Genomic DNA, 23,341 nt, shown 5'->3' with positions numbered 1-23,341 from the left:
ATGAGTAATAGTAACCAACCACAGGCGAAAGGTTTAAACGTATTAAGCACCGCTATTGATACCGCTATGCAAAGCGAAGTTATTGCAAGTGAAAATCCATTCCCTATAAATGCATTTCCTTTGCGTTTTAAAGACTTAATAATTGATTTGAATAAAAGTTTAAGTTTTCCTATTGACTATACAGGAACGGCAATACTAACGGCAATGGCTACCATTGTAGGTACAAGTGTAAAAGTAAGAGTCAAAAATAATTGGTTCGAATACGCTTCAATTTATAGTTGTTTGATTGGTAATGCTGGAGCAAATAAAACGCACCCAGTTAATACAATATTTTCAATAATTAGAGATATTGATAAATTCAATCACGATAATTTTGTAATACAATATAAAGAGTATTTAGAATATCAAAAACTAACAAAAGCGGAAAAATTAGAAGTTACCAAAGTGTTCCAGCCAATACTAACTAAAAGTATTTTAACCAATTTTACGCCTGAAGTTTTAAACAAACGGTTAAATGAAAATTTAAGAGGTTGCACGGTTTTAAGTGACGAAATGGCCACCTTTTTTGAGGGAATGAACAACTATTCAAAGGGAGACCAAATAGGCGTATATCTTTCATTTTGGAACAACCAACCAACAACAATTGACAGGATAGGCGATCCGATACCTTTGTTTATTAAAAATCCTTATTTGTCAATTATTGGCGGTTTACAACCTCGAATGTTAGCAAATGTATTTCCAATACAAAAACTTAATAATGGTTTTTTTCAAAGGTTTTTATTTGCGTTTCCTGATGCAACTTTAAAGCAATCCATAAACGATAATGAACTGAATGAAATAATCTTTGACCGCTATAAAGATTTTATTACAGCGTATTATCATAGTTCAGGAGTAGAAGAAAATGATGGCTTTATTAATAGTAAAATAGTAAGCTGGACACCTGAAGCCAAAATCTTTTTTTATAAATGGCAAAATGAAAATTGCGATTTAGTAAACGATTATAGCAATAATATTAAAGGCGAAATTATTTCAAAGTTTGACAATCATTTTATTCGTTTGGCTTTGTTACTTCAGATGATGGCAGACCCTAAAAGCGATTTTATACAAATTGAAGCCGTACAGGGTGCAAAGCTACTTTGTGAGTATTATATGAATTGTTCGTTTAAAGTTTTGGGAATTATTCAAAATCCAAAAGAGTATTTAGAAACATTGGCCGATAATAAAAAAAGATTTTATTACAATCTTAACGAAAGGTTTACAACCGCTGAAGCTATTGAAGAGGGTAAAGCTTTTGATTTTCAGGAAAGGCGATTAAAAGAGTTTTTAAAAGATACTATTCTATTTAAAAGAATTAAGCACGGCTTTTATGAAAAAACTATAAAACCCCAACAGGAAAAATAAATCTCTATTTATTAATGCACTTTGCATTATCGACATTATCGACATTTTGAAAGTGTTGAAAGTGTTATAAATGCAAAGTGCAAACTTTAAACTTACAGTAATGAAACAATATAAATACAATTTAGATAAGAGCAGTAAGAAGTTTATTTGTCCTAAATGCAATAAAAAAACCTTTGTTAAATACTTAGAAACTGAAACAGGAAACTATTTAGCTGAAGAGTTCGGACGTTGTGACCGTGAAACAAATTGCGGTTATTATAGCACGCCCACAGGCGAATTTAAAAACACTTTTGAAGTTGTTAATATTCCTACACCCGAACCCAGTTTTCACAGTTACAATTTAGTAAGCCAAAGCGGACGTAATTTTAAACAAAATACGTTTGTTCAATTCTTAAGAACGATCTTTTCAGATGCTCAAGTAAAAGAAGTGATATTAAAATATTTAATAGGAACGTCTAAACTTTGGGAGGGTGCAACAGTATTTTGGCAAATTGATAACAATGAAAAAGTAAGGCACGGTAAAATAATGCTCTTAAATCCTTATACTGGAAAACGTGTAAAAAATAACGAGGGCAAAGGATTTATAAATAGTGTACGAAATGTTTTAAAATTAAAAGACTTTAATCTTAACCAATGTTTATATGGTTTGCACCTGATAAATGAAACCAATACAAAGACCATTGCATTAGTAGAAAGTGAGAAAACTGCCGTTTTAATGAGTGTTTTTAAGCCTGAATATACTTGGTTGTCCACGGGAAGTAAAGGAGGTTTAAAACACGAATTTTTAAAACCTATTAAGCAATATAAAATTGTTGCGTTCCCTGATAAAAGTGAATACAAAGACTGGTTAGACAAAGCCACCGAGTTAAACGGATTTGGTTTTAATATAGTGGTTAATGATTGGTTGGAGCAACAAAGTAACTATGTAGATGGAACAGATTTAGCAGACGTTTACATAAACGAATTAAAAGAAGCTAAGCTATTTAAACCCGATGAGGTTAACTATTCAGAAACCGAACTAAATGTTCACGAAGTAGAACAACACACGCCTGAAATTTGGGAACTGATAAAAACCTTTGATTTAGTAGATTATAATCATAATGAGATTAGAAAGATAAAATAAAAATATATTATTGGTTTACGGAAAACCTCAAAGTAAATGATTTTGAAATAATTAGATTTGATTTTTATTAATCTAAATCTTAAAAAATGAAAAAAATTATCTTACTGTTGAGTTTAACTATGCTAATGTTTTCGTGTTCTAATGAAAGTAAAATGAAGTCTGAAATTAAAAATTATTTAGATAAAAATGCCAAAGACCCCAAAAGCTATGAATTTGTAGAATTGAAAATTTTAGATACTGTAACTGTTGGTTCTATTTCTGAAGATGAAATAGAAGCAAATAATAGAATATTGAAAGATAATGATGAAGCAATGCAAATTTCAAAAACAACTCTTGGAAAAGCAATCAAACTAAACAAACAATATAATGATAATAGTTTTGACGAATACATTATTGGAGCAACAGACGACATTAAAGCAATCGAAAAGGAAAATTTTGTATGCAATAAACAAATAGCTAAATATCGTAAAACTATAAATTCAAAAGAAATTTTAGGATATGTTGCGACTCACAAGTTTAGAATAAAAAACGGTTTTGGTGCTTTAGATTTAGATGAAATGTGGGTTGAATTTGATAAAGATTTTAAATTATTAAAAATGGATAAAAGCCCAAATTTTGATGTTTTTAAAAAGTAGAATTAAATAAAAACAAAGGCAGTTTATAAATTTCCTGAGATTTATTTTGACGTATAAAAGTAAAGAGGGCAACCATAATGGCGACCCTCTTTTTTTGTTCATATAGTCCAACCACAGGCAAGCGGTAAACTTCAACAAATATAAACTATAATAAATAACTATTGAAATAATTTATTACATTTGTTTTATCTATAATAGATAAATTTAGACAAATGGCAACAGGAATAAAAACAGGCGGTAGGGCAAAGGGAACACTTAACCGAACCACCACAGAAACAAAAGAACTACTTCAAAATATTGTCAGTAAGGAACTGGATAATATAGTCGTTTTGTTGGAAAAGTTAGAACCAAAAGAGCGTATTGATGCTATTATAAAATTATTGCCTTACATAGTACCAAAACAACAGGAAATTGCACTTGAAAGTAAAGCAACGGTTAGCGGTATTACAGTTACTATTATAAATCCAAATGAAGACGACAATTAAAAAATATCAATATGGCAACAGGAATAAAAACGGGAGGGCGTACCGCTGGAACACTAAATAAAACCACTTCAGAATTGAGAGAGAGGTTTACTTTATTGATTGAAAATAATTTTGATAAACTTCAAAGTGATATTGATTTATTAGAGCCTAAAGACAGAATAAAAGTTATTTTAGAACTTGCAAAATTTGTTGTTCCTACTTTAAAGGCGACAGAATTAACCACAGGAAACGAAAACGGATTTAATCCAATAGTAATAAATTTGGGTGCTGGTATTAATCCTGATGAGGTAAGAACGATAAATGCTGAACTTGAAGCAAAGTATTAAAATGATAATAGCAAACATACAAGAACTAAAAGATTTTATACTTAATAATAATTTAAGTAGAAAAGATATTCACGAACTTATAAAAACAACATTACAAGTTTGGATAAGTAAAGAGTACAACAAAACGGATTTAGTTAATATGATTGAAGACTTTTATTATAAATGTCCAAACGTAAAAGACCGCCCTTTATTTTTAGATATTCCAAACGATAAAATAAGTATAAAGGATTTTGGTTATACTGTAATTGAAACGAACTTTGATTAATCAACTTTTTTCAGATAATCGATAACGATTTTTTTCAATTCTATTCTAAAGTAGAACAAAGTAGATAAACTGATTTTCAAAGATTGGTTTTCAATTTTTTTCAAAGATTAAGAAACTAATATCTTAACGTAAGTTTGGAAACGAAAACAAGATGTTTTTAAAGCATAAAAAAACACCCAAAAAATGAGTGTTTTTAAAATGGTTAACTAAATGTTAACTAAAACCTTTGTTAAGTCCTATAAATAGGCTTTTAAAGTGACCACGGTGGGATTTGAACCCACACGCCCTTGCGAGCACCAGCCCCTCAAGCTGGCAAGTCTACCGTTTCTCCACGTGGCCTTAAAAAAGAAAAGGTCAAGTAATAAATTACTCGACCTTTTGTGACCCGACTGGGGCTCGAACCCAGGACCCCATCATTAAAAGTGATGTGCTCTACCAACTGAGCTATCGAGTCAATGCTTCAAGGAAATTATGTGTTGATCACTAAAATTGTGACCCGACTGGGGCTCGAACCCAGGACCCCATCATTAAAAGTGATGTGCTCTACCAACTGAGCTATCGAGTCATATTCTTTCCTTGAATGCGGGTGCAAATATAAGGACTTTATTTGGAGTTTTGCAAGCATTTTTATTATAAATTTGTCTTTTTTTAACAAAAATACACAACACCTTAATTTGTAAGGTTTTATTAAGATGAGAAAAATTATATTATTGGGTTATATGGGGTGTGGGAAGTCCACAATTGCGAATAAGCTGTCAAAAGTTATCGAAATTCCTTTCGTGGATTTAGATAAAAAGATTGAAGAAAAAACAAATTTGTCTATAAATGCTATTTTTGAAAAGTATGGAGAGATTTATTTTAGAAAATTGGAACACGAAGTTTTTGTCGAATTATTGAATTCTCCTGATAACTTAATTATAGGTTTAGGCGGAGGGACGCCTTGTTATGCAAATAATCATGAATTACTAAAAAGTGATACTGTCACATCTATTTATCTCAAAGCTTCAATAGAGACGTTGTTTAATAGATTAAATCATAATAAAAGCAAACGTCCTCTTATTGCTGATAAAAGCGAGGACGAAATGAAAGAGTTTATCGCAAAGCATCTATTTGATAGAAGTTTTTATTACAATCAAGCGCAACATAAGGTAGTTGTTGATGATAAGACAATTGAAGAGACTGTAATGGATATTGTTGAGGTTTTAGCTTAAATAGGCGCAATTATCCCCGTTCTCATCAAAAACAACCTGTACGTGTTCTAGTAGAGAGGTTGAAAGCGAGATGCCTTTAAAATCAGCTTTTACAGGATACTTCTTATGGTTCCTGTCTACTAGGACCGCAGTTTTGAATTTTTTCAAAGGAACATCGATAAAATGTCTCACGGCATAGATTAGTGTGGTGCCTGAATTCAAAACATCGTCAACAAGAACTAATCCTTTATTGGCATAGTGTTCCTTTGATAAGGAAGTATGGATTGGTAATTCAGGATTCTGTTTGTTGATTTGCACTTCGCAAAGTGAAACTTTAAGGGGAGAAATAGTTTCAAGCGCAAGCGCTATTTTTTTTGCAAAAGTAAAACCATTAGTTGCAATCCCGGCAATGACAATTTCGTCCTCATCTACAAAGGTTTCATAGATTTGGTAGGCAATTCTTTTTATTTTATGCTCAATTTCCTGATTCGTTAAGATGATATTTTTGCTCATTGTTTTAGTTTTAAAGTTTTTAGAATGGGTGTTTTAATCTGCATCTTCTTCGTCCACAATTTCATTGCCAAATTCGTCAATGTCTCTACGGTCTTTTTTGGTAGGTCTTCCTGTCCCGTTTTTTCTATAATGCTCTTTGGATAATTTCAACAGTTCTAAATGTTGATAGGCTTCGGCAGGAGTATCATTTCGTCTATAGATATCTACTAATTTAGCCCCGACACGATTTTCGGGAATGTCCAGAACGGTGATGATTTGGGTGATTTGGTCCTTCCTAAATGTGATTTTATCAGTAGGAAAAACCTCCTTTGAAGGCTTGGCAACCTGACCATTTACGGTAACATGATTTTTTTTACAAGCTTCAGTTACCATGTTTCTCGTTTTATAGTATCGTACGCACCATAAATATTTGTCTATTCTCATAAATTTTCTAAAATCGGAGTTAAATAGTTTACAAAAATAAATCAATATTGTATCTTGCGCACTTAAAAATTAGCTATAATGAACAAATTTAAGTATTATTTTATTTTATTAATTACAACAATCTCTTTATTTTCATGTTCGAAGAATGATACCGCTACAGTTGAACCACTTAGAGATTATGCAGTGCAATATGCCACTGATAATACTGACATTGAAGAATATTTAAAAACAAATTATATAACTGTTATAAATCATCCCGGATTTACTGACGATCAAGATATCACGATTACAAAGATACCAACTGGGGGGATTCAAAAATCTATTTGGAATCAAACAGATTACGAACTTAAAACCAGAAATGTAAGTTTACATAATATTACCTATAAAATGTACTATTTAGTTTTAAGAGCTGGAACAGGAAGTGCTCCTTGCAATGTAGATGGAGTTTTGACAGCTTATAAAGGAGAATATTTAGAACGTATCACTACATCAGGAGTTTCAGATCTAACATCTACGCCATTTGAAGAAGTTAAATATCCTCAAACTTTTTTGAGTTTATTTAGTACTATTTCTGGGTGGGGAGAAATTTTTCCACAATTTAAAACGGGTACTTATACTTCAAATAATGACGGAACTGTAACGCATAATGATTTTGGTGCAGGAGTTATGTTTATACCTTCAGGACTGGCATATTATGCTTCCGGAAGTGGTATCATTCCTTCTTATGCTCCTTTAGTATTTAGTTTTAAATTATTTGAAATAAATAGATTAGATCAAGATTTAGATGGTATTCCGTCGTATTTAGAAGATTTAAATGGAGATGGGTATATGTATGACTTTAGAAATACAACTAACTATCCTACCGCTCCTGCTGTAAATCCCGATGATACTGATGGAGATCTTTTATCTAATTTTATCGATGTAGATGATGATGGTGATAACTATACCACTAAATTAGAAATCAAAAATCCGGCTACTGGATTGCCTTATCCATTTGCAGAGATTCCAAGTTGTACTTCGGGTAAGAAAAATTATTTAGATGCAACTTGTCATCCATAAATTATAAAAATATTCTAAAATAAGTTGGTATAAAAGCAACTTGTTTTAGGATACGGTTTAAACCAAAAAAAATCCCGTTACAAAATTTGTAACGGGATTTTTTATGTTTTAATGGAATTATTATTTTCTTTTAATAACTCTTTCTACAGCTTCAACAATGGCTTGATTGTTCAATTTATATTTCTCCATTAATTGTTCTGGTGTTCCAGATTCTCCAAAGCTATCATTTACAGCAACAAACTCTTGTGGAGCTGGATTGTTTAATGCTAGTACTCTAGAAACGCTTTCGCCAAGACCACCAAGTATATTGTGCTCTTCAGCAGTAACGATACATTTTGTTTTTGCCAATGATTTTAGAATTGCTTCTTCATCTAATGGTTTGATCGTGTGAATATTGATTACTTCAGCAGAAATTCCTTTTGCTTCCAATGCTTCAGCAGCAATAAGTGCTTCCCAAACTAAATGTCCTGTAGCAACAATAGTTACATCAGCACCTTCGTTTAAAACAATTGCTTTTCCAATTACGAAAGGCTCGTCAGAAGGCATAAAGTTAGGCACTACTGGACGACCAAAACGCAAGTAAACAGGACCATGATGATCTGCAATTGCTAATGTAGCCGCTTTAGTTTGATTGTAATCACAAGTGTTGATTACAGTCATTCCCGGTAACATTTTCATTAATCCTATGTCTTCAAGGATTTGGTGTGTTGCACCATCTTCACCTAAAGTTAATCCTGCATGAGAAGCACAAATTTTCACGTTTTTCTCAGAATAAGCTACTGATTGACGAATTTGATCGTAAACTCTTCCTGTAGAGAAGTTAGCAAAAGTTCCTGTGAAAGGAATTTTTCCTCCAATAGTTAAACCCGCTGCAATTCCAATCATGTTTGCTTCAGCAATTCCAATTTGGAAAAAACGCTCTGGGTGATTTTTCTTGAAATCGTCAAATTTTAATGAACCAATTAAATCAGCACAAAGTGCCACAACATTTTCATTGGTTTGACCTAATTCTGTCATTCCCGCTCCAAAACCCGAACGAGTATCTTTACTTCCTGTATTTGTATATTTTTTCATTTTCTAATTTAGATTTTTGGCAGTATTCTACTGAACACTAATTACTGAACACTTCCTAGTAGTCTGAATTACCTCCAGTATTATAATTTTGTCCTAAAGCATTGTCAAGTTGAGCATCATTTGGTGCTTTACCATGCCAAGCATGACTGTACATCATATAATCTACTCCATTACCCATTTCAGTATGCAACAATACACAAACTGGTTTTCCTTTTCCAGTTCTTGATTTAGCGTCATTCATTCCGGCAATAATAGCTTCAATGTCGTTTCCTTTTTCAATTTCCAAAACATCCCAATCAAAAGCTTCAAATTTAGCACGGATACTTCCCATACATAAAACTTCGTCAGTTGTTCCGTCAATTTGTTTTCCGTTTAAATCGATTGTAGCAATAAGATTGTCTACTTTTTTAGCGGATGCATACATAATTGCTTCCCAGTTTTGACCTTCTTGTAATTCACCATCACCGTGAAGCGTGTAAATAATATGGTTGTCACCATTTAATTTTTTTGCTTGTGCAGCACCAATTCCTACAGATAATCCTTGTCCAAGTGATCCTGATGCAATGCGTACTCCAGGTAAACTGTCATGGGTAGTTGGGTGTCCTTGTAATCTTGAGTTAATCAAACGGAAAGTTGCTAATTCCGATACTGGAAAATAACCGCTTCTCGCTAAAACGCTATAGAATACAGGAGAAATATGTCCGTTTGAAAGGAAGAAAAGATCTTCTCCAATTCCGTCCATATCAAATCCTTCTTTACGTTCCATCAAATTTTGGTACAGAGTTACAAGAAATTCAGTACAACCTAGAGAACCTCCTGGGTGACCTGAGTTTACAGCGTGAACCATTCGAAGAATATCTCTTCTGACTTGGATAGTTAAATCGTTTAATTGTTGTGTGTTAGGCTTCATTTTGTGTGTAAAAGTTAAACTGCTGCAAATGTAATTTTTATTTAGGGTTACAGCAAACGTTTTTTTGAATATTTAATCTGCAATAAATTACAGTTTGTGATTATAGGAATTAATAATTTAGAATACAATAATCCATATAAAAAGCCCGCAATTGCAGGCTTTATATCTAATAAAATGCATTAATTAGTTTTATGTCGTACTTAAATAAATCGTTCTACGTATTTGTAATCGAATCAGCTTTATAAGCTTGTCTGTTGATAGCAGATAAAGCTATTCCCGTTAATCGAGCATCCGTTTTTTTCTCATCGTCAAGAGTCATCGCCAATAGATTTGCAGCTTTGTCTTCTCCTAATGTTTTTGCAAAAGCATGTAATGTGCCATACGTTGCAATTTCATAATGTTTTACTTTTTGATCTGCTGCAATTATTCCGGCATCACGTACCATACCAATATCAGTTTCTCGAATAAGGCCATTAGTCTCTTTTAATATGCCCTGCATGGCATCACATTTTTTTGCTGTAGGTGCAATACCTGTTACTTCAAATATTTTTTCCAGACGCGAAACGTGTTCTTGTGTTTCGCTTAACTGGGTTTTTAATGAGTTAACTAGTTCTGGCGATGAAGCATTTTTTACCATTTTTGGCAATGTTTTAGTCAATACTTTTTCAGCCCAATAAATGTCTTTCAATCCCACTTCAAATAAATCTCTCAATCCATGTGCCGCATTTGATTTTGCTTGAACAGCTCCTTTAAAAGGTTCGTTTTTATTACTTTCAGGTCTCATAATAGTTGTTTTTTTAAGATTAATAGTTGTAAGCATTAAAATTTTTTACTTACTTTTTTAATACTATAAAATTAAATAAACTATAATGTAATCAATTGTTAATTAACTAATTGTAAATACGAATAATATGATTTATTTCAAAATTTAACATGCCGGTTGCTGCTGCTAGTATTATATTTTACTAACTAATTTTATTTTTAAGGCTACTCCAACCGCCACCATTGTAGACTTTAGTAAATCCGTTTGATTTTAAAATACTTTTTGCAGAAGCACTTCGCATTCCTGATGCACAACAAGTGATTATAGGTTGGTTTTTGTCTTTTAGTTTAGAAAGCGTATTACTTAAAGTATCAACCGGAATATTTAGAGAACCTTTTATGTGTCCTCCTGCATATTCTCCTTTGCTTCTAACATCCAAAATAATAGCGCCTTGTTTTACTAAATCGGCGTAGTTTACTTTTGGACCTAATCCAAATAAATTTTTAAGTGTGTTTATCATTTTTTATTTAATTTGAGATTGGTAATAATTTACATCTAACCAGGAACCACCATTGTAACATTCGATTCCATGTTCCGTCAGAAATAGCTGTGCTTGTCCGCTTCGATTTCCTGATGCACAACAAAGTACTAACGGTGCTTTAAGATTTCGCAATTCATCTACTCTTTGCGGAATTTCATTCAACGGAATATTAATGGAATCAGCTACATGACCACCCATAAATTCAGCATGGGAACGCACATCAACTATTGTTCCCTGTTTGTCTTTGATTATTTTTTCTAAGCTCATTTTTATGTTTTTTTAATTAGTGTTTAATTAATTTCTAGTACAAAAGTAAAGCAACAATAAGCGCTGCACAGTAACTTTTGTTACACAAGGTTTTTTTTATTTTTTAGGCCTCTGTTTTTAAAATATTTTATGGTTTCAAGAAGGATAAGGATGGTAATTGCTCCTAGGATTGAGGGGATGAAATGTTTGTAATTTGTAACTTCAAAATTAAAAATATGACGCAAAGACGGTATTAAAATGATCAACAACAACATAATTATGGCGGTTAAGAGAATTGGAATTGTAACTGGATTTCTTTCGGTTATTACGGAGATTACGTTTCTTGTTTTTGAAATATTGGTCAAAATAATAAAAATATTCCCAAGCAGAAGTGCTGAAAAAACGATAGCTCGTATTTCTCCTTCTGGATATTCCTGACGTTTAGAAAATAAATAAACAAAAAGAACCATAGCCAGCAATAAAAAACCTTGCATGACACTCATTATAATTTTTCTTTTACCAAAAAAATGTTCATTTGGATCTCTGGGCGGTCGCTGCATAATTCCTTTTTCTTCTTGTTCTGATTCGAATGCAATGGAGCACACGGGATCATTTATCAATTCCATAAATACAATATGTAACGGCATCAATAATAAAGGAATCGCAGGGAAAAATGCAGGTAAAAAGGTAAGCCCGATTATAGGAATATGAATGGAGAGAACATACGACATTGCTTTTTGCAGATTATCAAAAATTCTCCTTCCGGATCGAATCGCCGAAACAATGGATGCGAAATTATCATCCAATAATACTAACGATGCAGCTTCTCTGGCTACATCCGTTCCTTTATTTCCCATGGCAATACCAATATTGGCTGCTTTCAAGGCAGGTGCATCATTGACTCCGTCACCCGTCATTGCAACAATTTCATTATTGGCTTTCAAAGCCTGAACAATTCTTAGTTTTTGTTCAGGAATTACACGTGCAAAAATGTTAGTATTGGTAATTCTTAATTTTAGCTCTTTATCGCTCATTTTATTCAATTCATCTCCAGTAATAATTTCTTTATTGGCATCAAGACCTATAGATAAAGCAATACTTTTTGCAGTAGCGGGAAAATCGCCGGTTATCATAATCACTTGTATTCCGGCTTCATGGCATTCTTTTATGGCTTGAGGAACTTCGAGGCGTATGGGATCTTCTAAACCAATAAGTCCAAGAAAACTAAAGTTAAATTCATGTTGCGAATCTGGAAGCTGTCCCGTATGATGCGCAGCATTTGCAACAGCAATAACCCGATATCCTTGGTCAGCCATTTGCTGTACAGCTAAAAAATGTTTGGATGTTTCCTCTTTATTCATTTTGCAAAGTTTGAAAATTGCTTCTGGGGCACCTTTGGCAGAAACGGACATGGAGTTTTCAGTGACATTTTCTGTCACGCGGGTCATAGCAAGTAATTCCCTGCTCAATGGATATTCTTTGAGGAGTTTATGTTCTGATTTTTTTTGTGAAATGATTGCTTCATGAGTTTTGTAAATGGCTTGCTCCATTGGGTCAATCGCATCTTTTCTGGAGGCATAATGTGCGGCAACAACCAAATTGGAAATCTGATTTTGTTTCTCTTGAAAAACACTCTTTAGAACGATTTCCTGACCATCATAAATAGTGACTATTTCCATTTTGTTTTGTGTAATGGTTCCCGTTTTATCACTACATAAAACAGTTGCGGAACCTAGTGTCTCGATAGCAGAGGGTTTTCTGGTCAATACATTTTTTCTGGATAATCGCCAAGCTCCTAAAGCCAAAAAAACGGTCAGGATTACAGGAAACTCTTCGGGAAGAATGGACATCGCGGCTGCAAGTCCGTTCAATAATGCTTGAATGAAATTTCCTCTAGTGAAATAAAAGGTTGCAATGATTCCAATGCTGATAAAAATTGCAATGAGAAATAGATTTTTAATCAACACTTTCATTTCCTTTTGCAATCGCGTTTCATCTTCGTCAATACTTTGTAAAGAGATTCCAATTTTTCCAAACTCTGTTTTGGTTCCTGTTGCAAAAACCTTCGCAAATCCCTTTCCTTGCACCACAAGTGTTCCGCTGAAAACTATTCCGTGTATATCTGAAATGTCAGAACAAAGATCCTTTCTAACAGCGAGTGATTCACCCGTAAGCAACGATTCATCAACAGTAAGATTTATCGTGTCGAGCACTTTTGCATCAGCGGCAATCCGATCTCCTTCATTCAGAATAATGATGTCGTCAGGAACTACTTCGCGCCCGGGAATGCGTATCTCTTTTTCATCCCGAATCACTAATGCGCGTGGCGAAGACAGTTTTTTGAGTGCTTCTAGTGCTTTTTCCGTTTTCTGATATTGGTAAAAAGTGATAAAAATAATAACAAAAATCGCCGAAAGTAAAATAATGCCTTCTTTGTAATCACCCAATAAAATATAAAGTACGCCACAGCTTATCAATAAAATGAACATGGGTTCTTTTATGACTTCCAAAGCAATGCGCCAAATGGATTTTGGTTTTGCTGACGGTAATTCATTAAAACCAAAAACTTTCAGTTTTTCCTGAGCTTCCGCTGTATTTAGTCCTTCAATCATGATGAATAATTTAGGAATTATTACAAAAAATGAAATTTTAAAGTATAGTAAGAACAACCAAATTATGTAATTGTAGTGATGGTTGTGTCAAATTTGTGTTTTCTAAAATAATTATAATGGAAGACTATGTGATGATTGAAAACAGGACAAAATGAACAAAAAATAAAAATACAGTAATAAATATAAAAATTAAACTAGTGGTTAAAAATTCATTCCATAATGATGTTGAAATTTTAGATTAGCATTCATTAATTTTGATTTAACTTAAAATAATAATGATATAATGTGCTGACAGTTAGTATTTTTTGTTAAATTTAATGTCTTATTAATTAAAAATCAATTAAATATGAAAAATTTTTTCTCAATTGTATTGTTGGTCGCTACTTGCATCACTTACGGACAAAAGAAAACGAATGGAACTATTTATGTAGAGCATCCGGCTATTACTGCAGTAGAAGGTATGACTCAAGCATTTGTTAGTGGAGACACTGACAAAGTGGCTAGCTTTCTAGCGGATGATTTTAAATCATATAATGGCTCAAGTTCTAATAGGAATGATAAAGGGCAAGACAAAGCTTCATTCTTGAAAGAGGTAAGTTTTTGGAAAGACAATGTTGATTATTTAAGTATTAAAAGATCTCAAGGTGCTTATCCGGATGCTTTAGAATACAAAGAGGCTAATAATAAAGATGTTGTTTGGGTGCAAACCTGGGAAGATTTACGAGGAGTGCATAATAAAACAGGAGTGAAAATTGATATGCCTTTGCATCGTTTGTTTATAGTTGATAAGAACAATAAAATTAAAACCATTATCAGGTATTCTAATAGTAGTATTTTTGATGAAATAGGTAATAGTTTTAATGACAGAGAAAATGGAACCATTTATAATCATCATGAATATATTAATGATGTCAGAAAAATGATTTATGCTTTTGAAAATAAAGATTTTGATAAAGCGTATAGCTTTTATGATGAAAAGGCAACATTCTCGGATATAAATATGCCTTTAGATAAAACTATAACCTTAGCAGAACAAAAAGTAAATGATCAAAAGCTTTTTGATAAATTTGATTTAACTAGTATTGATATGGTTGGGTATCCGGACTATTTGCATTATGAAATGGGGGATGCAAGGGTAGTACAATCGTGGTGGAATTTGAGATTAACCAGAAAATCAGATAAAAAGAAAATTGTTGTGCCAATTTTCTTCATTGATAATTTTAATGATAAAGGAAAAATAACATCTGAAATGGCGTATTACAGTGAAAAATTGATGGAATAATAAAATAAATTTCAAAAAATATCCTAAAATAAGTTGTGTTTTAAGCTAATTTATTTTGGGATATTTTTATAATAAATTACCAGATAGCTTGTATCTACTTACATTCGTTAACTTGTTCAGCCAGTTAACACAACTAATTATTTTAAGTATCTTTTTTCTTTAGACATCGTCCTCTCGGCTCATCACCTTCATAAAGCACAATTTCGGAATGTAGAAAGTGCGCAGCTTCTGCTGAATCTTTTACTTTGGAAGCACTCCGTTCTAACATTTCTGATTCAAACTCATTTAATACACTGTCCCTCAATCCAGTTTTTCTCCATTGCGATAAAGGCCTACATCCTTTTGAGATTCCCCGAGCGAGCGCTAGTGCATCCAATAGTGCTTGATTTGCGCCTTGTCCTTTGAATGGACTCATTGGGTGAGCCGCATCTCCAATCAGAGTCACTTGTCCGCCTTTCTTCAACAATTCTGACTCAAGTAATTCTCGGTCATACACGGGATAACCAGAAATCTGAGCTTCCAGAGTCGCTGCTAAAATCTGAGGAATGGGATCATGCCACTGCGTTCTGCGGGATGCTTCTTCCTTGAGTGCTTGAGGTCCCTTAGCACTTAAAGCTTTAGCCTCTTTTTCTGGCATCGGGAAGCTAAGTTGCCACATCACCGAGTCTGACGTATATGGCATCATGTAGATTCGCTCATTGCCATTGGCGGTTTGAAATACTGTGGCCGAATCCAGTAAAGAAGTATTAAGCCCTTCGAGAGCACTCAAAGGACAAATACCCAATATCACAATACAACCCAGATATCGTAAAGGGGTAACATCCTCACCAATCAGTAACTGCCGTACCGAACTACGTATGCCATCGGCACCAACGACAAGATCTGCCTTGACGCGCTGCATCTCGCCGTTCACCTCAAAGCTAAGATTAACACCTCCCGCCTCAGATTGCTTAAAGTCTACTAACTGATGCCCCCACTGTATCACATCATGTCCGTCAAGCTGTTCCAGCAGCGCTAAACGCAAAGACTGCCTTGCGATATGCACATTTGTACGCTTTGAATATGTTTTTGCATCTGACTGCATCCATTTTCTGACACCCCATTCACCTATCACTTTTCCTTCGGTAGTATGAACCACATGTCTTGTTGAAATTACCCCGTCTTTTAGGGAGAAAATACCAAATCCTTCGATTGCTTTACTGGCTTGTTGCAATGTAAGTCCATAGCCCTGAGATCGAGCATCGAAGTTGTTATCGCGTTCATAAAGAGTAAAAGGAATTCCACGGTGTAAACAAGCTACAGCTAAAGCCGCTCCACCTATACCGCCACCAATAATAGCAACATATGGGTAGTTTTCTTTATCCGCTATAGGAGGACCATCAGAAGGAAGCAACCCGGATCCGCAACAGTTTAAGCAGGAGTATAGGTGACCTTTAGGATGTGTTGGAGCTGTCTCTTCTCCTTTCGTTTTTTCAAATTGATCGAGTGCTATCTTGTATTGGCGTCGCGCTTTCATGCTGAGTCCCCGGCTTTTTTTGCCACGTCCCTGACATTCGGGACAAATAGTCCAGCCTGTGGCTGCATTTTTAACCTTTTTCACTTCCTCTTTAATTTTACTTGATCTTGACTCCTCCCTATAAAAATACACCTAGCCGATACAATTGATGTTTATCCCAGTAGTAAAGTAACGATTATGACTCGCATTACTGGTAAGTAATTTAACGTAAAAAAATATTTTTTTTCAGTGTTATCGAAACTTTAGATGCTTTGTTACTTATGAAAATGAGTGTTTTTGGCTGAACGAAAATACGATAAAAAACGGTAATTCCACTAAATTTACAAATAGATATAGGTGTGCTGCGCGTTTGTACTTATACCATCTTACCTAACTACACTAATGATTGTTTTATAGTAATGCGGGCAGGTAATAGATGCTTAGGTTTTTTTTCGTTATTTTTTTGGGTTGTAATCTACCATCCATTGTATACCAAACTGGTCATTAAACATTCAAAAATAGGAACCCAAGTGCTATCAGTAATTGGCATTTCAATTTCTCCGCCTGCCGAAAGGCCATTGAATAATTTGTTTGCTTCTTCTTTGCTGTCTGTACTAATCGAAATAGTGTGTCTGTTGCCTCTTACTAATTCTTGATCCATAAATTGTTTAGCAACATCACTTGCCATAAGTACAGTACTTTTACCTATTGGTAAGGCAATATGTGTTATTTTGTTGCCGTCATTTTCCGAAATTGGATTGTTTGGGTCATTGGGTAAATCTTTTATACGCACAAGCATAGTAAATCCGCCACCAAAAACAGATTTATAAAAGTTAAAGGCTTCTTCGGTATTTTCTTTAAATAGTACATGAGGATTAATTTGTGCCATTTATCATATTTTTTGAGTTACATAATTTAAAACTATTTTTTAAATTATGTAATTATCAATGGAAGAGGTACTAAGTGGGATTAAACATCCAGTAAACTTCAGGTTGTTGGGATTTAGATTTGTGCCAACGTATCAAAAAAGGAAGCAGAAATAAATATGCTTCGCCAGTTCGCTTTTTAGGTTCGGGTCAGTTAGTAGTAGTAGTAGTAGTAGTAAAGTCTTGGAAGAAACTAAAATAACGGCTCAAAAGTATCAGCCGAAAAACCGTACCAGTCAAGCTAGAAGAACGAATTGCCAAGATAAAAGAAGTACAACGAAAGATGGTTAAACTATTTTCTCGGGACATTAAAAGTCTTATTAGAGCACAAAAATAGAAGGCCAATACTTAGATATTGTTTTTAATAGGTTTTGGTCAATCAGGGTAAAAATTCAGTGTTCATCGTGTGCTGAAAAAATCAATCCCACATCAGCTGAGGTATATTTTATGGTTTTCTTTGTCATGACATAATAAAAATCCCATTGTCGAGCTATTTTATTTGTTGTCATGGTATTATTCATGTGAGGGATTGAAGTGAAGTGAATATTCTCTCTAATCTCTTTCTTAAAACGATACGAGAGAGTTTGCGTTTTGTTGCTGTAAAAAAGGATTTGGAACTGTAGTCCTATAGCTATGGCATGCCTTAATTTTTAATTTTAGGATGCTGATTGGATTCAAAAAGTACTTTGGGAACCCTTGCTAAATAGGAATTCCCAAAACTTAATTAAATTTTTAAATTATCTAATTATCTAATTTTCAAATTAACCTATCTTTGCCCACTGAAAAACGCCTATATGAAGTTTGATTTATTAAAAAAAGATCCGCTATCCAAAGCCAGAGCGGGAAGTATTACTACTGATCACGGGGTGATTGAAACCCCAATTTTTATGCCTGTAGGAACCGTAGGTTCTGTAAAAGGGGTGCATCAACGCGAATTGAAAGACGATATCAACCCGGATATTATCCTGGGAAATACCTACCATTTATACTTGAGACCACAAACTGAAATTCTTGAAAAAGCAGGTGGTTTGCATAAATTCATGAACTGGGACCGCAATATTTTGACGGATTCTGGAGGATACCAAGTGTATTCGCTATCAGCAAATAGAAAAATTAAGGAGGAAGGTGTGAAATTCAAATCGCATATTGACGGTTCATACCACTTTTTTACGCCGGAGAATGTGATGGAAATTCAGCGTACCATAGGTGCCGATATTATCATGGCTTTTGATGAGTGTACGCCATATCCATGTGATTATAACTACGCAAAGCGTTCGATGAAAATGACACACCGCTGGTTAGACCGTTGCATCAATCATTTAGACACACAGCCTTTTAAATACGGATACGAACAAACGTTTTTTCCCATTGTTCAAGGAAGTTGTTATAAAGATTTACGCCAACAATCAGCCGAATATATAGCGAATTCTAATCAACAAGGAAACGCCATTGGCGGACTTTCAGTAGGGGAACCGGCTGAGGAAATGTATGCTATGACCGAAGTGGTTTGTGAAATTTTGCCCGAAGACAAACCTCGTTACCTTATGGGCGTGGGAACTCCTATAAATATCCTCGAAAATATTGCTTTGGGAATTGACATGTTTGACTGTGTGATGCCTACACGTAACGCCAGAAACGGGATGTTATTTACAGCAAATGGTTCTATTAATATCAAAAATAAAAAATGGGAAGCCGATTTTTCGCCTATTGACGAAATGGGGATTACTTATGTAGATACAGAATATACAAAAGCGTATTTGCGTCACCTTTTTGCTGCCAATGAATACCTGGGGAAACAAATTGCTACAATCCATAATCTTGGGTTTTATATGTGGTTGGTACGTGAGGCCAGAAAACATATCTTAGCAGGCGATTTCAAACCTTGGAAGGAAATGATGGTCAAAAATATGAGCCAACGACTATAAGAAGTTTCAAGTTATTTTTGTTTCAAGTTTCAGCTTGTGCTGCAAAGAACTTGAAACTTGAAACCTGAAACAAGAAAAACAAAAAAATCTATGCTAACAATAATAGACAAATACATCTTAAAAAGATATTTAGCCACTTTTTCGGTTATGTTGCTGATGTTTATACCTATTGGGATTATTATTGATGTTTCGGAGAAGATTAATTTCATGATTGAGAATAAAGTTCCATTTATTGAAATTGCAATCTATTACTATAATTTCACCATTTATTTTGCAAATTCCTTATTCCCAATCTTTTTATTTTTATCGATTATTTGGTTTACCTCAAAACTGGCTAATAATACAGAAATTATCGCCATTTTAAGTTCGGGGATTTCGTTTACCCGTTTTTTAAGGCCCTACATTATGGGGGCTACTATTGTTTCTGTTTTTGTCTTGTTGATGGGGTTTTTTGTTGTTCCAAAGGCTAGCGAAGGGTTTAATAATTTTAGGTATACATATTTGCGTACTGGAGGAAAAGAAGCAATGCGAGGCGATGATACAGATGTGTACCGACAAATTAGTGATAATGAATTCATCTATGTAAACAGTTTTAATACGTTGTCAAAAACTGCTTTTAATTTTTCATTGGAAAAGTTTAATAAAGAGAAATTAGTGTATAAAATTTCGGCAAGCAGAATAAAATGGAACCCAAAAACTAAGGCGTACACTATGTACGACTATACGAAAAGAACAGTAGGCGAAAATGGTGATAAAATAGAAAAATCAGCTGAAAAAGAGGCTCGTTTCAGTTTTGATTTAGAGGATTTAGCCCCAGTTATCTATATTGCCGAAACCTTAAGTTTGAATAAATTAATCAATTTTATTGACAAGGAAAAAAATCGTGGGTCGTCTAATATCAATGTCTATTTAGTAGTATTATATAAAAAATTTAGTATTCCGGTATCGGCATTTATTCTTACCATTATTGCGGTTTCGGTTTCATCCATGAAACGCAGAGGCGGTATGGGAATGAATTTAGCCATAGGAATTGCTTTAGCTTTTGCATTCGTGTTTTTTGATAAAATTTTTGGGGTTCTAGCCGAAAAATCGAGTATTCCGCCATTGCTCGCCGTTTGGTTGCCTAATATGGCTTTTGGAGCACTAGCCATTTATTTATTGCGCAATGCAAAACGATAAATTAAAGTCTTACCTAAACCTGCATTTAATTGTTTTTATATGGGGGTTTACCGCTATTTTAGGAGCTTTAATCTCTATTACTGCTGATGCTTTAGTTTGGTATCGAATGTTTTTTGCAAGTGTTTTTTTGTCGTTGTTTATTGTTTTCAAAAAAAAATCATTTAGAATTCCGGTTAAATCTTTACTGAAATTGATTTTCGTTGGATTATTGATTGCGTTGCATTGGATCTTTTTTTTCAAAGCCATTCATGTTTCCAATGTTTCCATTACACTTTCGGTTTTCTCTTTAGGCGCTTTTTTTGCCTCGATATTGGAGCCTCTTTTTTATGGGAGAAAAGTGTTGTGGTATGAAGTTTTCTTCGGCCTTATTATTATCGCAGGATTGGGATTGATTATGAAAGTGGAAGTCAATTATTTGGACGGAATGCTTTATGCTTTGGCGGCCATTATATTAGGGGTTTTGTTTACTCTTATGAACGGAAAGTTAATTGCAGATCACGACCCATCAGTAATTTCATTTTATGAGTTTTTGGCGGGTGTGTTTTTTATCAGTATTTACTTTTTAATACAGAATAAATTCTCTTTGGATTTCTTTGTTTTAACGGTTAATAATTGGATTTTAATTTTGATTTTGGCTTCTGTTTGTACCGCTTATGCATTTACCGCTTCTGTAAAAGTGATGCAGAAACTGACTCCTTACACCGTAATGCTGACAACCAATCTAGAGCCGGTTTACGGAATTGTGTTGGCTTATTTTATCCTTGGCGGAAAAGAAAAAATGAGTTTTGAATTTTATATTGGAGCCATTATAATAGTAATTACCGTAATCTTAAACGGAGTGATTAAGCATTATTATAAAAAGGATGTTTAGGGTAAGTAGTTCTTTAAAAGGCGTTTAGTAACTAGGATTAATACGTTATAAAACTGATTCTCAAGATTTGATTCCCTTTTTTGTATAAATTTTAACTGTGGTCAACAGATTAATTGTAATATCTTTGCACTTCTTTTACAATTAATTTACTTTGAAATGCACAAACACTTGCGCTTAAATGAATACAAGGTTCTGATATACAGACTTTCGTTAGCTTATATTTTTTACTTCATAGCTCGAATTCTATTTTATATTTTTAATATTAATTTGTTAAAAGTAGATTCTGTTTCAGATTTGCTTTCACTTTGTTATTATGGTTTAGCCTTCGATACGACTGCAATTCTATATGTGAATTTGCTATTTATCGTTTTTTCGATTTTACCCTTTTGGAAAAATACAAATTCAGGCTATCAAAAATCCCTTTTTTATCTTTATTTTGGGACCAATTTAGTGGCTTATGCAACTAATTTTATTGATTTTATTTATTACAAATATACTTTTGCACGCACGACAATTGTTGTTTTGAATGTGTTAAAACATGAAACCAATAAGAAAGTATTGCTTTTTAGTTTTTTATATGACTATTGGTATGTTTTTGTTTTATTTGTTTTGTTTTCAGCGCTTTGGATATATTTATATAAAAAAGTAAGTGTTGAGGTTGCTGTTCCTTCAAAAAAAATGCATTATTTTGGATTTTCAACCATTGGTTTTTTCGGGGTTGTTCTACTTATAATCGGAGGAATTCGTGGTGGTGATTTTAATAAAGCAACGCGACCTATTAACCTTTTGGATGCCAGCAGGCATGTGAAAAATATCGTTCAGTCGGATATTGTGCTCAATACGCCATTTGCCATTATCAGAACGTTGTTTAGTAATAGTTTTCTAAAGCCCAATTATCTGGATGTCAACGAACAAGTAATCTTGGAAAAAGTGCAACCTATCAAACAATACCATAACAATCCTGCCACTAAGCCAAATGTTGTTGTGTTTATTCTGGAAAGTTATGGACGTGAGTACATAGGTGCATTTAATAAAAAATCAAAAATACCGAATTATAAAAGTCATGCTCCTTTTCTGGATTCCTTATCGCAGCACAGTTTAATTTTTACGAATGCTTACGCAAATGGGCGACAGTCGATTCATGGTATGTCATCGGTTCTAGCAGGAATTCCGTCTTTCAAAGATGCTTTTACTTCGTCTCCTTATCCAAAACAAAAAATTGAATCCCTAGTTTCCACTTTAGAAAGTGAAGGCTATAATACCTCTTTTTTTCATGGTGCTGCCAATGGTTCCATGGGGTTTTTAGGTTTCGGAAATATATTAGGTTTTGATAACTATTATGGAAGAACAGAGTTCAATGACGATTCTCAATTTGATGGTTTTTGGGGAATTTGGGATGAGCCTTTTCTGCAGTACATGAAAAACACTTTAGATAAAAAGAAGACCCCATTTTTCGCTTCCGTTTTTACAGTTTCGTCTCATGAACCGTATATTATTCCAGATAAATATAAAAATAGATTTCATGAGGGTGGTGTCCCTATTCACAAATGTGCGGAGTATACGGATTTTGCCCTGAAACGATTTTTTGATGAAGCCAAAAAGAAACCTTGGTTTTCCAATACCATTTTTGTTCTGGTTGCAGATCATTGTAACCAAATTTATTATGACGAATATCAAAAAGCGATTAACCATTTTGCGGTCCCTATTATCATTTATAAACCCAATAGTAAGTATGTAGGTATTGATGATGATTTGGCACAACAAATTGATATTTACCCAACAATTTTGGATATGATTGGGTATAAGAAACCATTTAGAAGTTGGGGCCGAAGTTTATTGGACAAAAAATCAAGCCAGCCGTTTGTTATTAATTCAACAGGAAATATATATCAGTTTTCTAAAGGGAATTATATCTGTACCTTTGATGGTAAAACTGCGTTAGGATTTTATGATAAAAATGATAAAGCATTAAAAAACAATTTGATAAAAAACCGAAATCCTGAAATGGATGAAATTGAGCTTAATTGCAAAGCTTTTATTCAAGATTATATGGATAGAGTGGTGGATAAGAAAATGTATTTTAAACAATAAGTTTTA

24 protein-coding genes and 3 tRNA genes are annotated in these 23,341 nt (G+C 33.7%); 13 read left to right on the top strand and 14 right to left on the bottom strand.

Going from position 1 to position 23,341, the window contains the following annotated elements; genetic code table 11:
• From T410_RS00260 to T410_RS00235, 6 genes are all read left to right on the top strand, one after another.
• Positions 1-1,401: a DUF3987 domain-containing protein gene (locus tag T410_RS00260; RefSeq protein ID WP_035667586.1), complete on the top strand. Its 1,401-nt coding sequence runs from the start codon at positions 1-3 to the stop codon at positions 1,399-1,401.
• Positions 1,402-1,501: 100 nt separating this feature from the next.
• Positions 1,502-2,524 carry a DUF6371 domain-containing protein gene (locus tag T410_RS00255; protein WP_152556913.1) on the top strand — a complete coding sequence of 341 codons (1,023 nt, stop codon included), beginning with the start codon at positions 1,502-1,504 and terminating at the stop codon, positions 2,522-2,524.
• Positions 2,525-2,610: 86 nt separating this feature from the next.
• Positions 2,611-3,159, top strand: coding sequence for a hypothetical protein (locus tag T410_RS00250; protein ID WP_035667583.1), 549 nt, complete (start codon positions 2,611-2,613; stop codon positions 3,157-3,159).
• A 212-nt stretch (positions 3,160-3,371) separates the two neighbouring features.
• On the top strand, positions 3,372-3,644 hold the full coding sequence (locus tag T410_RS00245) for a hypothetical protein (RefSeq protein ID WP_051929305.1): 273 nt from the start codon (positions 3,372-3,374) through the stop codon (positions 3,642-3,644).
• Positions 3,645-3,655: 11 nt separating this feature from the next.
• A complete protein-coding gene (locus tag T410_RS16340; protein WP_051929304.1) occupies positions 3,656-3,970 on the top strand; it encodes a hypothetical protein in 315 nt (104 codons plus the stop codon).
• A gap of 1 nt (position 3,971) precedes the next feature.
• Positions 3,972-4,235: a hypothetical protein gene (locus tag T410_RS00235; RefSeq protein WP_035667580.1), complete on the top strand. Its 264-nt coding sequence runs from the start codon at positions 3,972-3,974 to the stop codon at positions 4,233-4,235.
• Positions 4,236-4,491: 256 nt separating this feature from the next.
• On the opposite strand, the gene T410_RS00230 is transcribed toward T410_RS00235, so the two are convergent.
• From T410_RS00230 to T410_RS00220, 3 genes are all read right to left on the bottom strand, one after another.
• Positions 4,492-4,574, bottom strand: a tRNA-Leu gene (locus tag T410_RS00230).
• A gap of 42 nt (positions 4,575-4,616) precedes the next feature.
• A tRNA-Lys gene (locus tag T410_RS00225) sits at positions 4,617-4,689 on the bottom strand.
• 38 nt (positions 4,690-4,727) lie between these two features.
• Positions 4,728-4,800 (bottom strand) — tRNA-Lys (locus T410_RS00220).
• A gap of 127 nt (positions 4,801-4,927) precedes the next feature.
• On the opposite strand from T410_RS00220, the gene T410_RS00215 reads away from it, so the two are divergent.
• A complete protein-coding gene (locus T410_RS00215) occupies positions 4,928-5,446 on the top strand; it encodes a shikimate kinase (RefSeq protein WP_035667578.1) in 519 nt (172 codons plus the stop codon).
• Here the strand turns inward: T410_RS00215 and T410_RS00210 are convergent.
• Positions 5,438-5,938 carry a phosphoribosyltransferase family protein gene (locus T410_RS00210; RefSeq protein ID WP_035667576.1) on the bottom strand — a complete coding sequence of 167 codons (501 nt, stop codon included), beginning with the start codon at positions 5,936-5,938 and terminating at the stop codon, positions 5,438-5,440. The genes T410_RS00215 and T410_RS00210 overlap by 9 nt on opposite strands.
• A gap of 33 nt (positions 5,939-5,971) precedes the next feature.
• A complete protein-coding gene (locus T410_RS00205) occupies positions 5,972-6,361 on the bottom strand; it encodes an RNA-binding S4 domain-containing protein (RefSeq protein WP_035667574.1) in 390 nt (129 codons plus the stop codon).
• A 78-nt stretch (positions 6,362-6,439) separates the two neighbouring features.
• On the opposite strand from T410_RS00205, the gene T410_RS00200 reads away from it, so the two are divergent.
• Positions 6,440-7,420, top strand: coding sequence for an FKBP-type peptidyl-prolyl cis-trans isomerase (locus tag T410_RS00200; protein ID WP_035667572.1), 981 nt, complete (start codon positions 6,440-6,442; stop codon positions 7,418-7,420).
• 120 nt (positions 7,421-7,540) lie between these two features.
• On the opposite strand, the gene T410_RS00195 is transcribed toward T410_RS00200, so the two are convergent.
• The 6 genes from T410_RS00195 to T410_RS00170 form a co-directional block, all read right to left on the bottom strand.
• Positions 7,541-8,494 (bottom strand): transketolase family protein, encoded by a 954-nt coding sequence (locus tag T410_RS00195; RefSeq protein ID WP_035667569.1) that lies wholly within the window; start codon positions 8,492-8,494, stop codon positions 7,541-7,543.
• A gap of 55 nt (positions 8,495-8,549) precedes the next feature.
• Positions 8,550-9,404 carry a transketolase gene (locus T410_RS00190; RefSeq protein ID WP_035667567.1) on the bottom strand — a complete coding sequence of 285 codons (855 nt, stop codon included), beginning with the start codon at positions 9,402-9,404 and terminating at the stop codon, positions 8,550-8,552.
• 214 nt (positions 9,405-9,618) lie between these two features.
• Positions 9,619-10,224: a ferritin-like domain-containing protein gene (locus tag T410_RS00185; RefSeq protein ID WP_152556912.1), complete on the bottom strand. Its 606-nt coding sequence runs from the start codon at positions 10,222-10,224 to the stop codon at positions 9,619-9,621.
• 145 nt (positions 10,225-10,369) lie between these two features.
• Entirely contained in the window at positions 10,370-10,687 is a 318-nt protein-coding gene (locus tag T410_RS00180; RefSeq protein ID WP_035667565.1) for a rhodanese-like domain-containing protein, read from the bottom strand.
• Positions 10,688-10,690: 3 nt separating this feature from the next.
• Positions 10,691-10,975 carry a rhodanese-like domain-containing protein gene (locus tag T410_RS00175; protein ID WP_035667562.1) on the bottom strand — a complete coding sequence of 95 codons (285 nt, stop codon included), beginning with the start codon at positions 10,973-10,975 and terminating at the stop codon, positions 10,691-10,693.
• Between the two features lie 80 nt (positions 10,976-11,055).
• Complete coding sequence (locus T410_RS00170; protein ID WP_035667559.1) at positions 11,056-13,566, bottom strand: cation-translocating P-type ATPase; 2,511 nt, start codon at positions 13,564-13,566, stop codon at positions 11,056-11,058.
• A 346-nt stretch (positions 13,567-13,912) separates the two neighbouring features.
• On the opposite strand from T410_RS00170, the gene T410_RS00165 reads away from it, so the two are divergent.
• Positions 13,913-14,848: an ester cyclase gene (locus tag T410_RS00165; RefSeq protein ID WP_035667557.1), complete on the top strand. Its 936-nt coding sequence runs from the start codon at positions 13,913-13,915 to the stop codon at positions 14,846-14,848.
• Between the two features lie 142 nt (positions 14,849-14,990).
• Here the strand turns inward: T410_RS00165 and T410_RS00160 are convergent, their stop codons facing one another.
• From T410_RS00160 to T410_RS17280, 3 genes are all read right to left on the bottom strand, one after another.
• The gene (locus T410_RS00160; RefSeq protein WP_035673853.1) at positions 14,991-16,448 is read right to left on the bottom strand and encodes an NAD(P)/FAD-dependent oxidoreductase; all 1,458 of its coding nucleotides are present in this window, start codon (positions 16,446-16,448) and stop codon (positions 14,991-14,993) included.
• A 370-nt stretch (positions 16,449-16,818) separates the two neighbouring features.
• Positions 16,819-17,232, bottom strand: coding sequence for a VOC family protein (locus tag T410_RS00155; RefSeq protein ID WP_238567333.1), 414 nt, complete (start codon positions 17,230-17,232; stop codon positions 16,819-16,821).
• 429 nt (positions 17,233-17,661) lie between these two features.
• The gene (locus tag T410_RS17280) at positions 17,662-17,790 is read right to left on the bottom strand and encodes a hypothetical protein (protein WP_255360738.1); all 129 of its coding nucleotides are present in this window, start codon (positions 17,788-17,790) and stop codon (positions 17,662-17,664) included.
• Positions 17,791-18,063: 273 nt separating this feature from the next.
• Here T410_RS17280 and tgt point away from each other — a divergent pair, with 273 nt between their 5' ends.
• The 4 genes from tgt (at position 18,064) to T410_RS00135 (ending at position 23,335) form a co-directional block, all read left to right on the top strand.
• Positions 18,064-19,194: a tRNA guanosine(34) transglycosylase Tgt gene (tgt, locus tag T410_RS00150; RefSeq protein ID WP_035667555.1), complete on the top strand. Its 1,131-nt coding sequence runs from the start codon at positions 18,064-18,066 to the stop codon at positions 19,192-19,194.
• A 90-nt stretch (positions 19,195-19,284) separates the two neighbouring features.
• A complete protein-coding gene (locus T410_RS00145; protein ID WP_035673851.1) occupies positions 19,285-20,373 on the top strand; it encodes an LptF/LptG family permease in 1,089 nt (362 codons plus the stop codon).
• On the top strand, positions 20,360-21,244 hold the full coding sequence (locus tag T410_RS00140; RefSeq protein WP_035667554.1) for a DMT family transporter: 885 nt from the start codon (positions 20,360-20,362) through the stop codon (positions 21,242-21,244). The genes T410_RS00145 and T410_RS00140 overlap by 14 nt, the downstream gene beginning before the upstream one ends.
• Before the next feature lie 156 nt (positions 21,245-21,400).
• Positions 21,401-23,335 (top strand): LTA synthase family protein, encoded by a 1,935-nt coding sequence (locus T410_RS00135; protein WP_035667552.1) that lies wholly within the window; start codon positions 21,401-21,403, stop codon positions 23,333-23,335.
• Positions 23,336-23,341 lie beyond the last annotated feature (6 nt).

It is taken from the genome of Flavobacterium sp. 83 (assembly GCF_000744835.1).
Lineage (GTDB): Bacteria > Bacteroidota > Bacteroidia > Flavobacteriales > Flavobacteriaceae > Flavobacterium.
This window is presented reverse-complemented; position numbering and strand designations above follow the sequence as displayed.

Bases quoted from the DNA above. Each gene is read 5' to 3' on its own strand.
- T410_RS00260 (WP_035667586.1), top strand. From the start codon at position 1: ATGAGTAATAGTAACCAACCACAGGCGAAAGGTTTAAACGTATTAAGC.
- T410_RS00255 (WP_152556913.1), top strand. From the start codon at position 1,502: ATGAAACAATATAAATACAATTTAGATAAGAGCAGTAAGAAGTTTATT.
- T410_RS00250 (WP_035667583.1), top strand. From the start codon at position 2,611: ATGAAAAAAATTATCTTACTGTTGAGTTTAACTATGCTAATGTTTTCG.
- T410_RS00245 (WP_051929305.1), top strand. From the start codon at position 3,372: ATGGCAACAGGAATAAAAACAGGCGGTAGGGCAAAGGGAACACTTAAC.
- T410_RS16340 (WP_051929304.1), top strand. From the start codon at position 3,656: ATGGCAACAGGAATAAAAACGGGAGGGCGTACCGCTGGAACACTAAAT.
- T410_RS00235 (WP_035667580.1), top strand. From the start codon at position 3,972: ATGATAATAGCAAACATACAAGAACTAAAAGATTTTATACTTAATAAT.
- T410_RS00215 (WP_035667578.1), top strand. From the start codon at position 4,928: ATGAGAAAAATTATATTATTGGGTTATATGGGGTGTGGGAAGTCCACA.
- T410_RS00210 (WP_035667576.1), bottom strand. From the start codon at position 5,938: ATGAGCAAAAATATCATCTTAACGAATCAGGAAATTGAGCATAAAATA.
- T410_RS00205 (WP_035667574.1), bottom strand. From the start codon at position 6,361: ATGAGAATAGACAAATATTTATGGTGCGTACGATACTATAAAACGAGA.
- T410_RS00200 (WP_035667572.1), top strand. From the start codon at position 6,440: ATGAACAAATTTAAGTATTATTTTATTTTATTAATTACAACAATCTCT.
- T410_RS00195 (WP_035667569.1), bottom strand. From the start codon at position 8,494: ATGAAAAAATATACAAATACAGGAAGTAAAGATACTCGTTCGGGTTTT.
- T410_RS00190 (WP_035667567.1), bottom strand. From the start codon at position 9,404: ATGAAGCCTAACACACAACAATTAAACGATTTAACTATCCAAGTCAGA.
- T410_RS00185 (WP_152556912.1), bottom strand. From the start codon at position 10,224: ATGCTTACAACTATTAATCTTAAAAAAACAACTATTATGAGACCTGAA.
- T410_RS00180 (WP_035667565.1), bottom strand. From the start codon at position 10,687: ATGATAAACACACTTAAAAATTTATTTGGATTAGGTCCAAAAGTAAAC.
- T410_RS00175 (WP_035667562.1), bottom strand. From the start codon at position 10,975: ATGAGCTTAGAAAAAATAATCAAAGACAAACAGGGAACAATAGTTGAT.
- T410_RS00170 (WP_035667559.1), bottom strand. From the start codon at position 13,566: ATGATTGAAGGACTAAATACAGCGGAAGCTCAGGAAAAACTGAAAGTT.
- T410_RS00165 (WP_035667557.1), top strand. From the start codon at position 13,913: ATGAAAAATTTTTTCTCAATTGTATTGTTGGTCGCTACTTGCATCACT.
- T410_RS00155 (WP_238567333.1), bottom strand. From the start codon at position 17,232: ATGGCACAAATTAATCCTCATGTACTATTTAAAGAAAATACCGAAGAA.
- T410_RS17280 (WP_255360738.1), bottom strand. From the start codon at position 17,790: ATGAATAATACCATGACAACAAATAAAATAGCTCGACAATGGGATTTT.
- tgt (WP_035667555.1), top strand. From the start codon at position 18,064: ATGAAGTTTGATTTATTAAAAAAAGATCCGCTATCCAAAGCCAGAGCG.
- T410_RS00145 (WP_035673851.1), top strand. From the start codon at position 19,285: ATGCTAACAATAATAGACAAATACATCTTAAAAAGATATTTAGCCACT.
- T410_RS00140 (WP_035667554.1), top strand. From the start codon at position 20,360: ATGCAAAACGATAAATTAAAGTCTTACCTAAACCTGCATTTAATTGTT.
- T410_RS00135 (WP_035667552.1), top strand. From the start codon at position 21,401: ATGCACAAACACTTGCGCTTAAATGAATACAAGGTTCTGATATACAGA.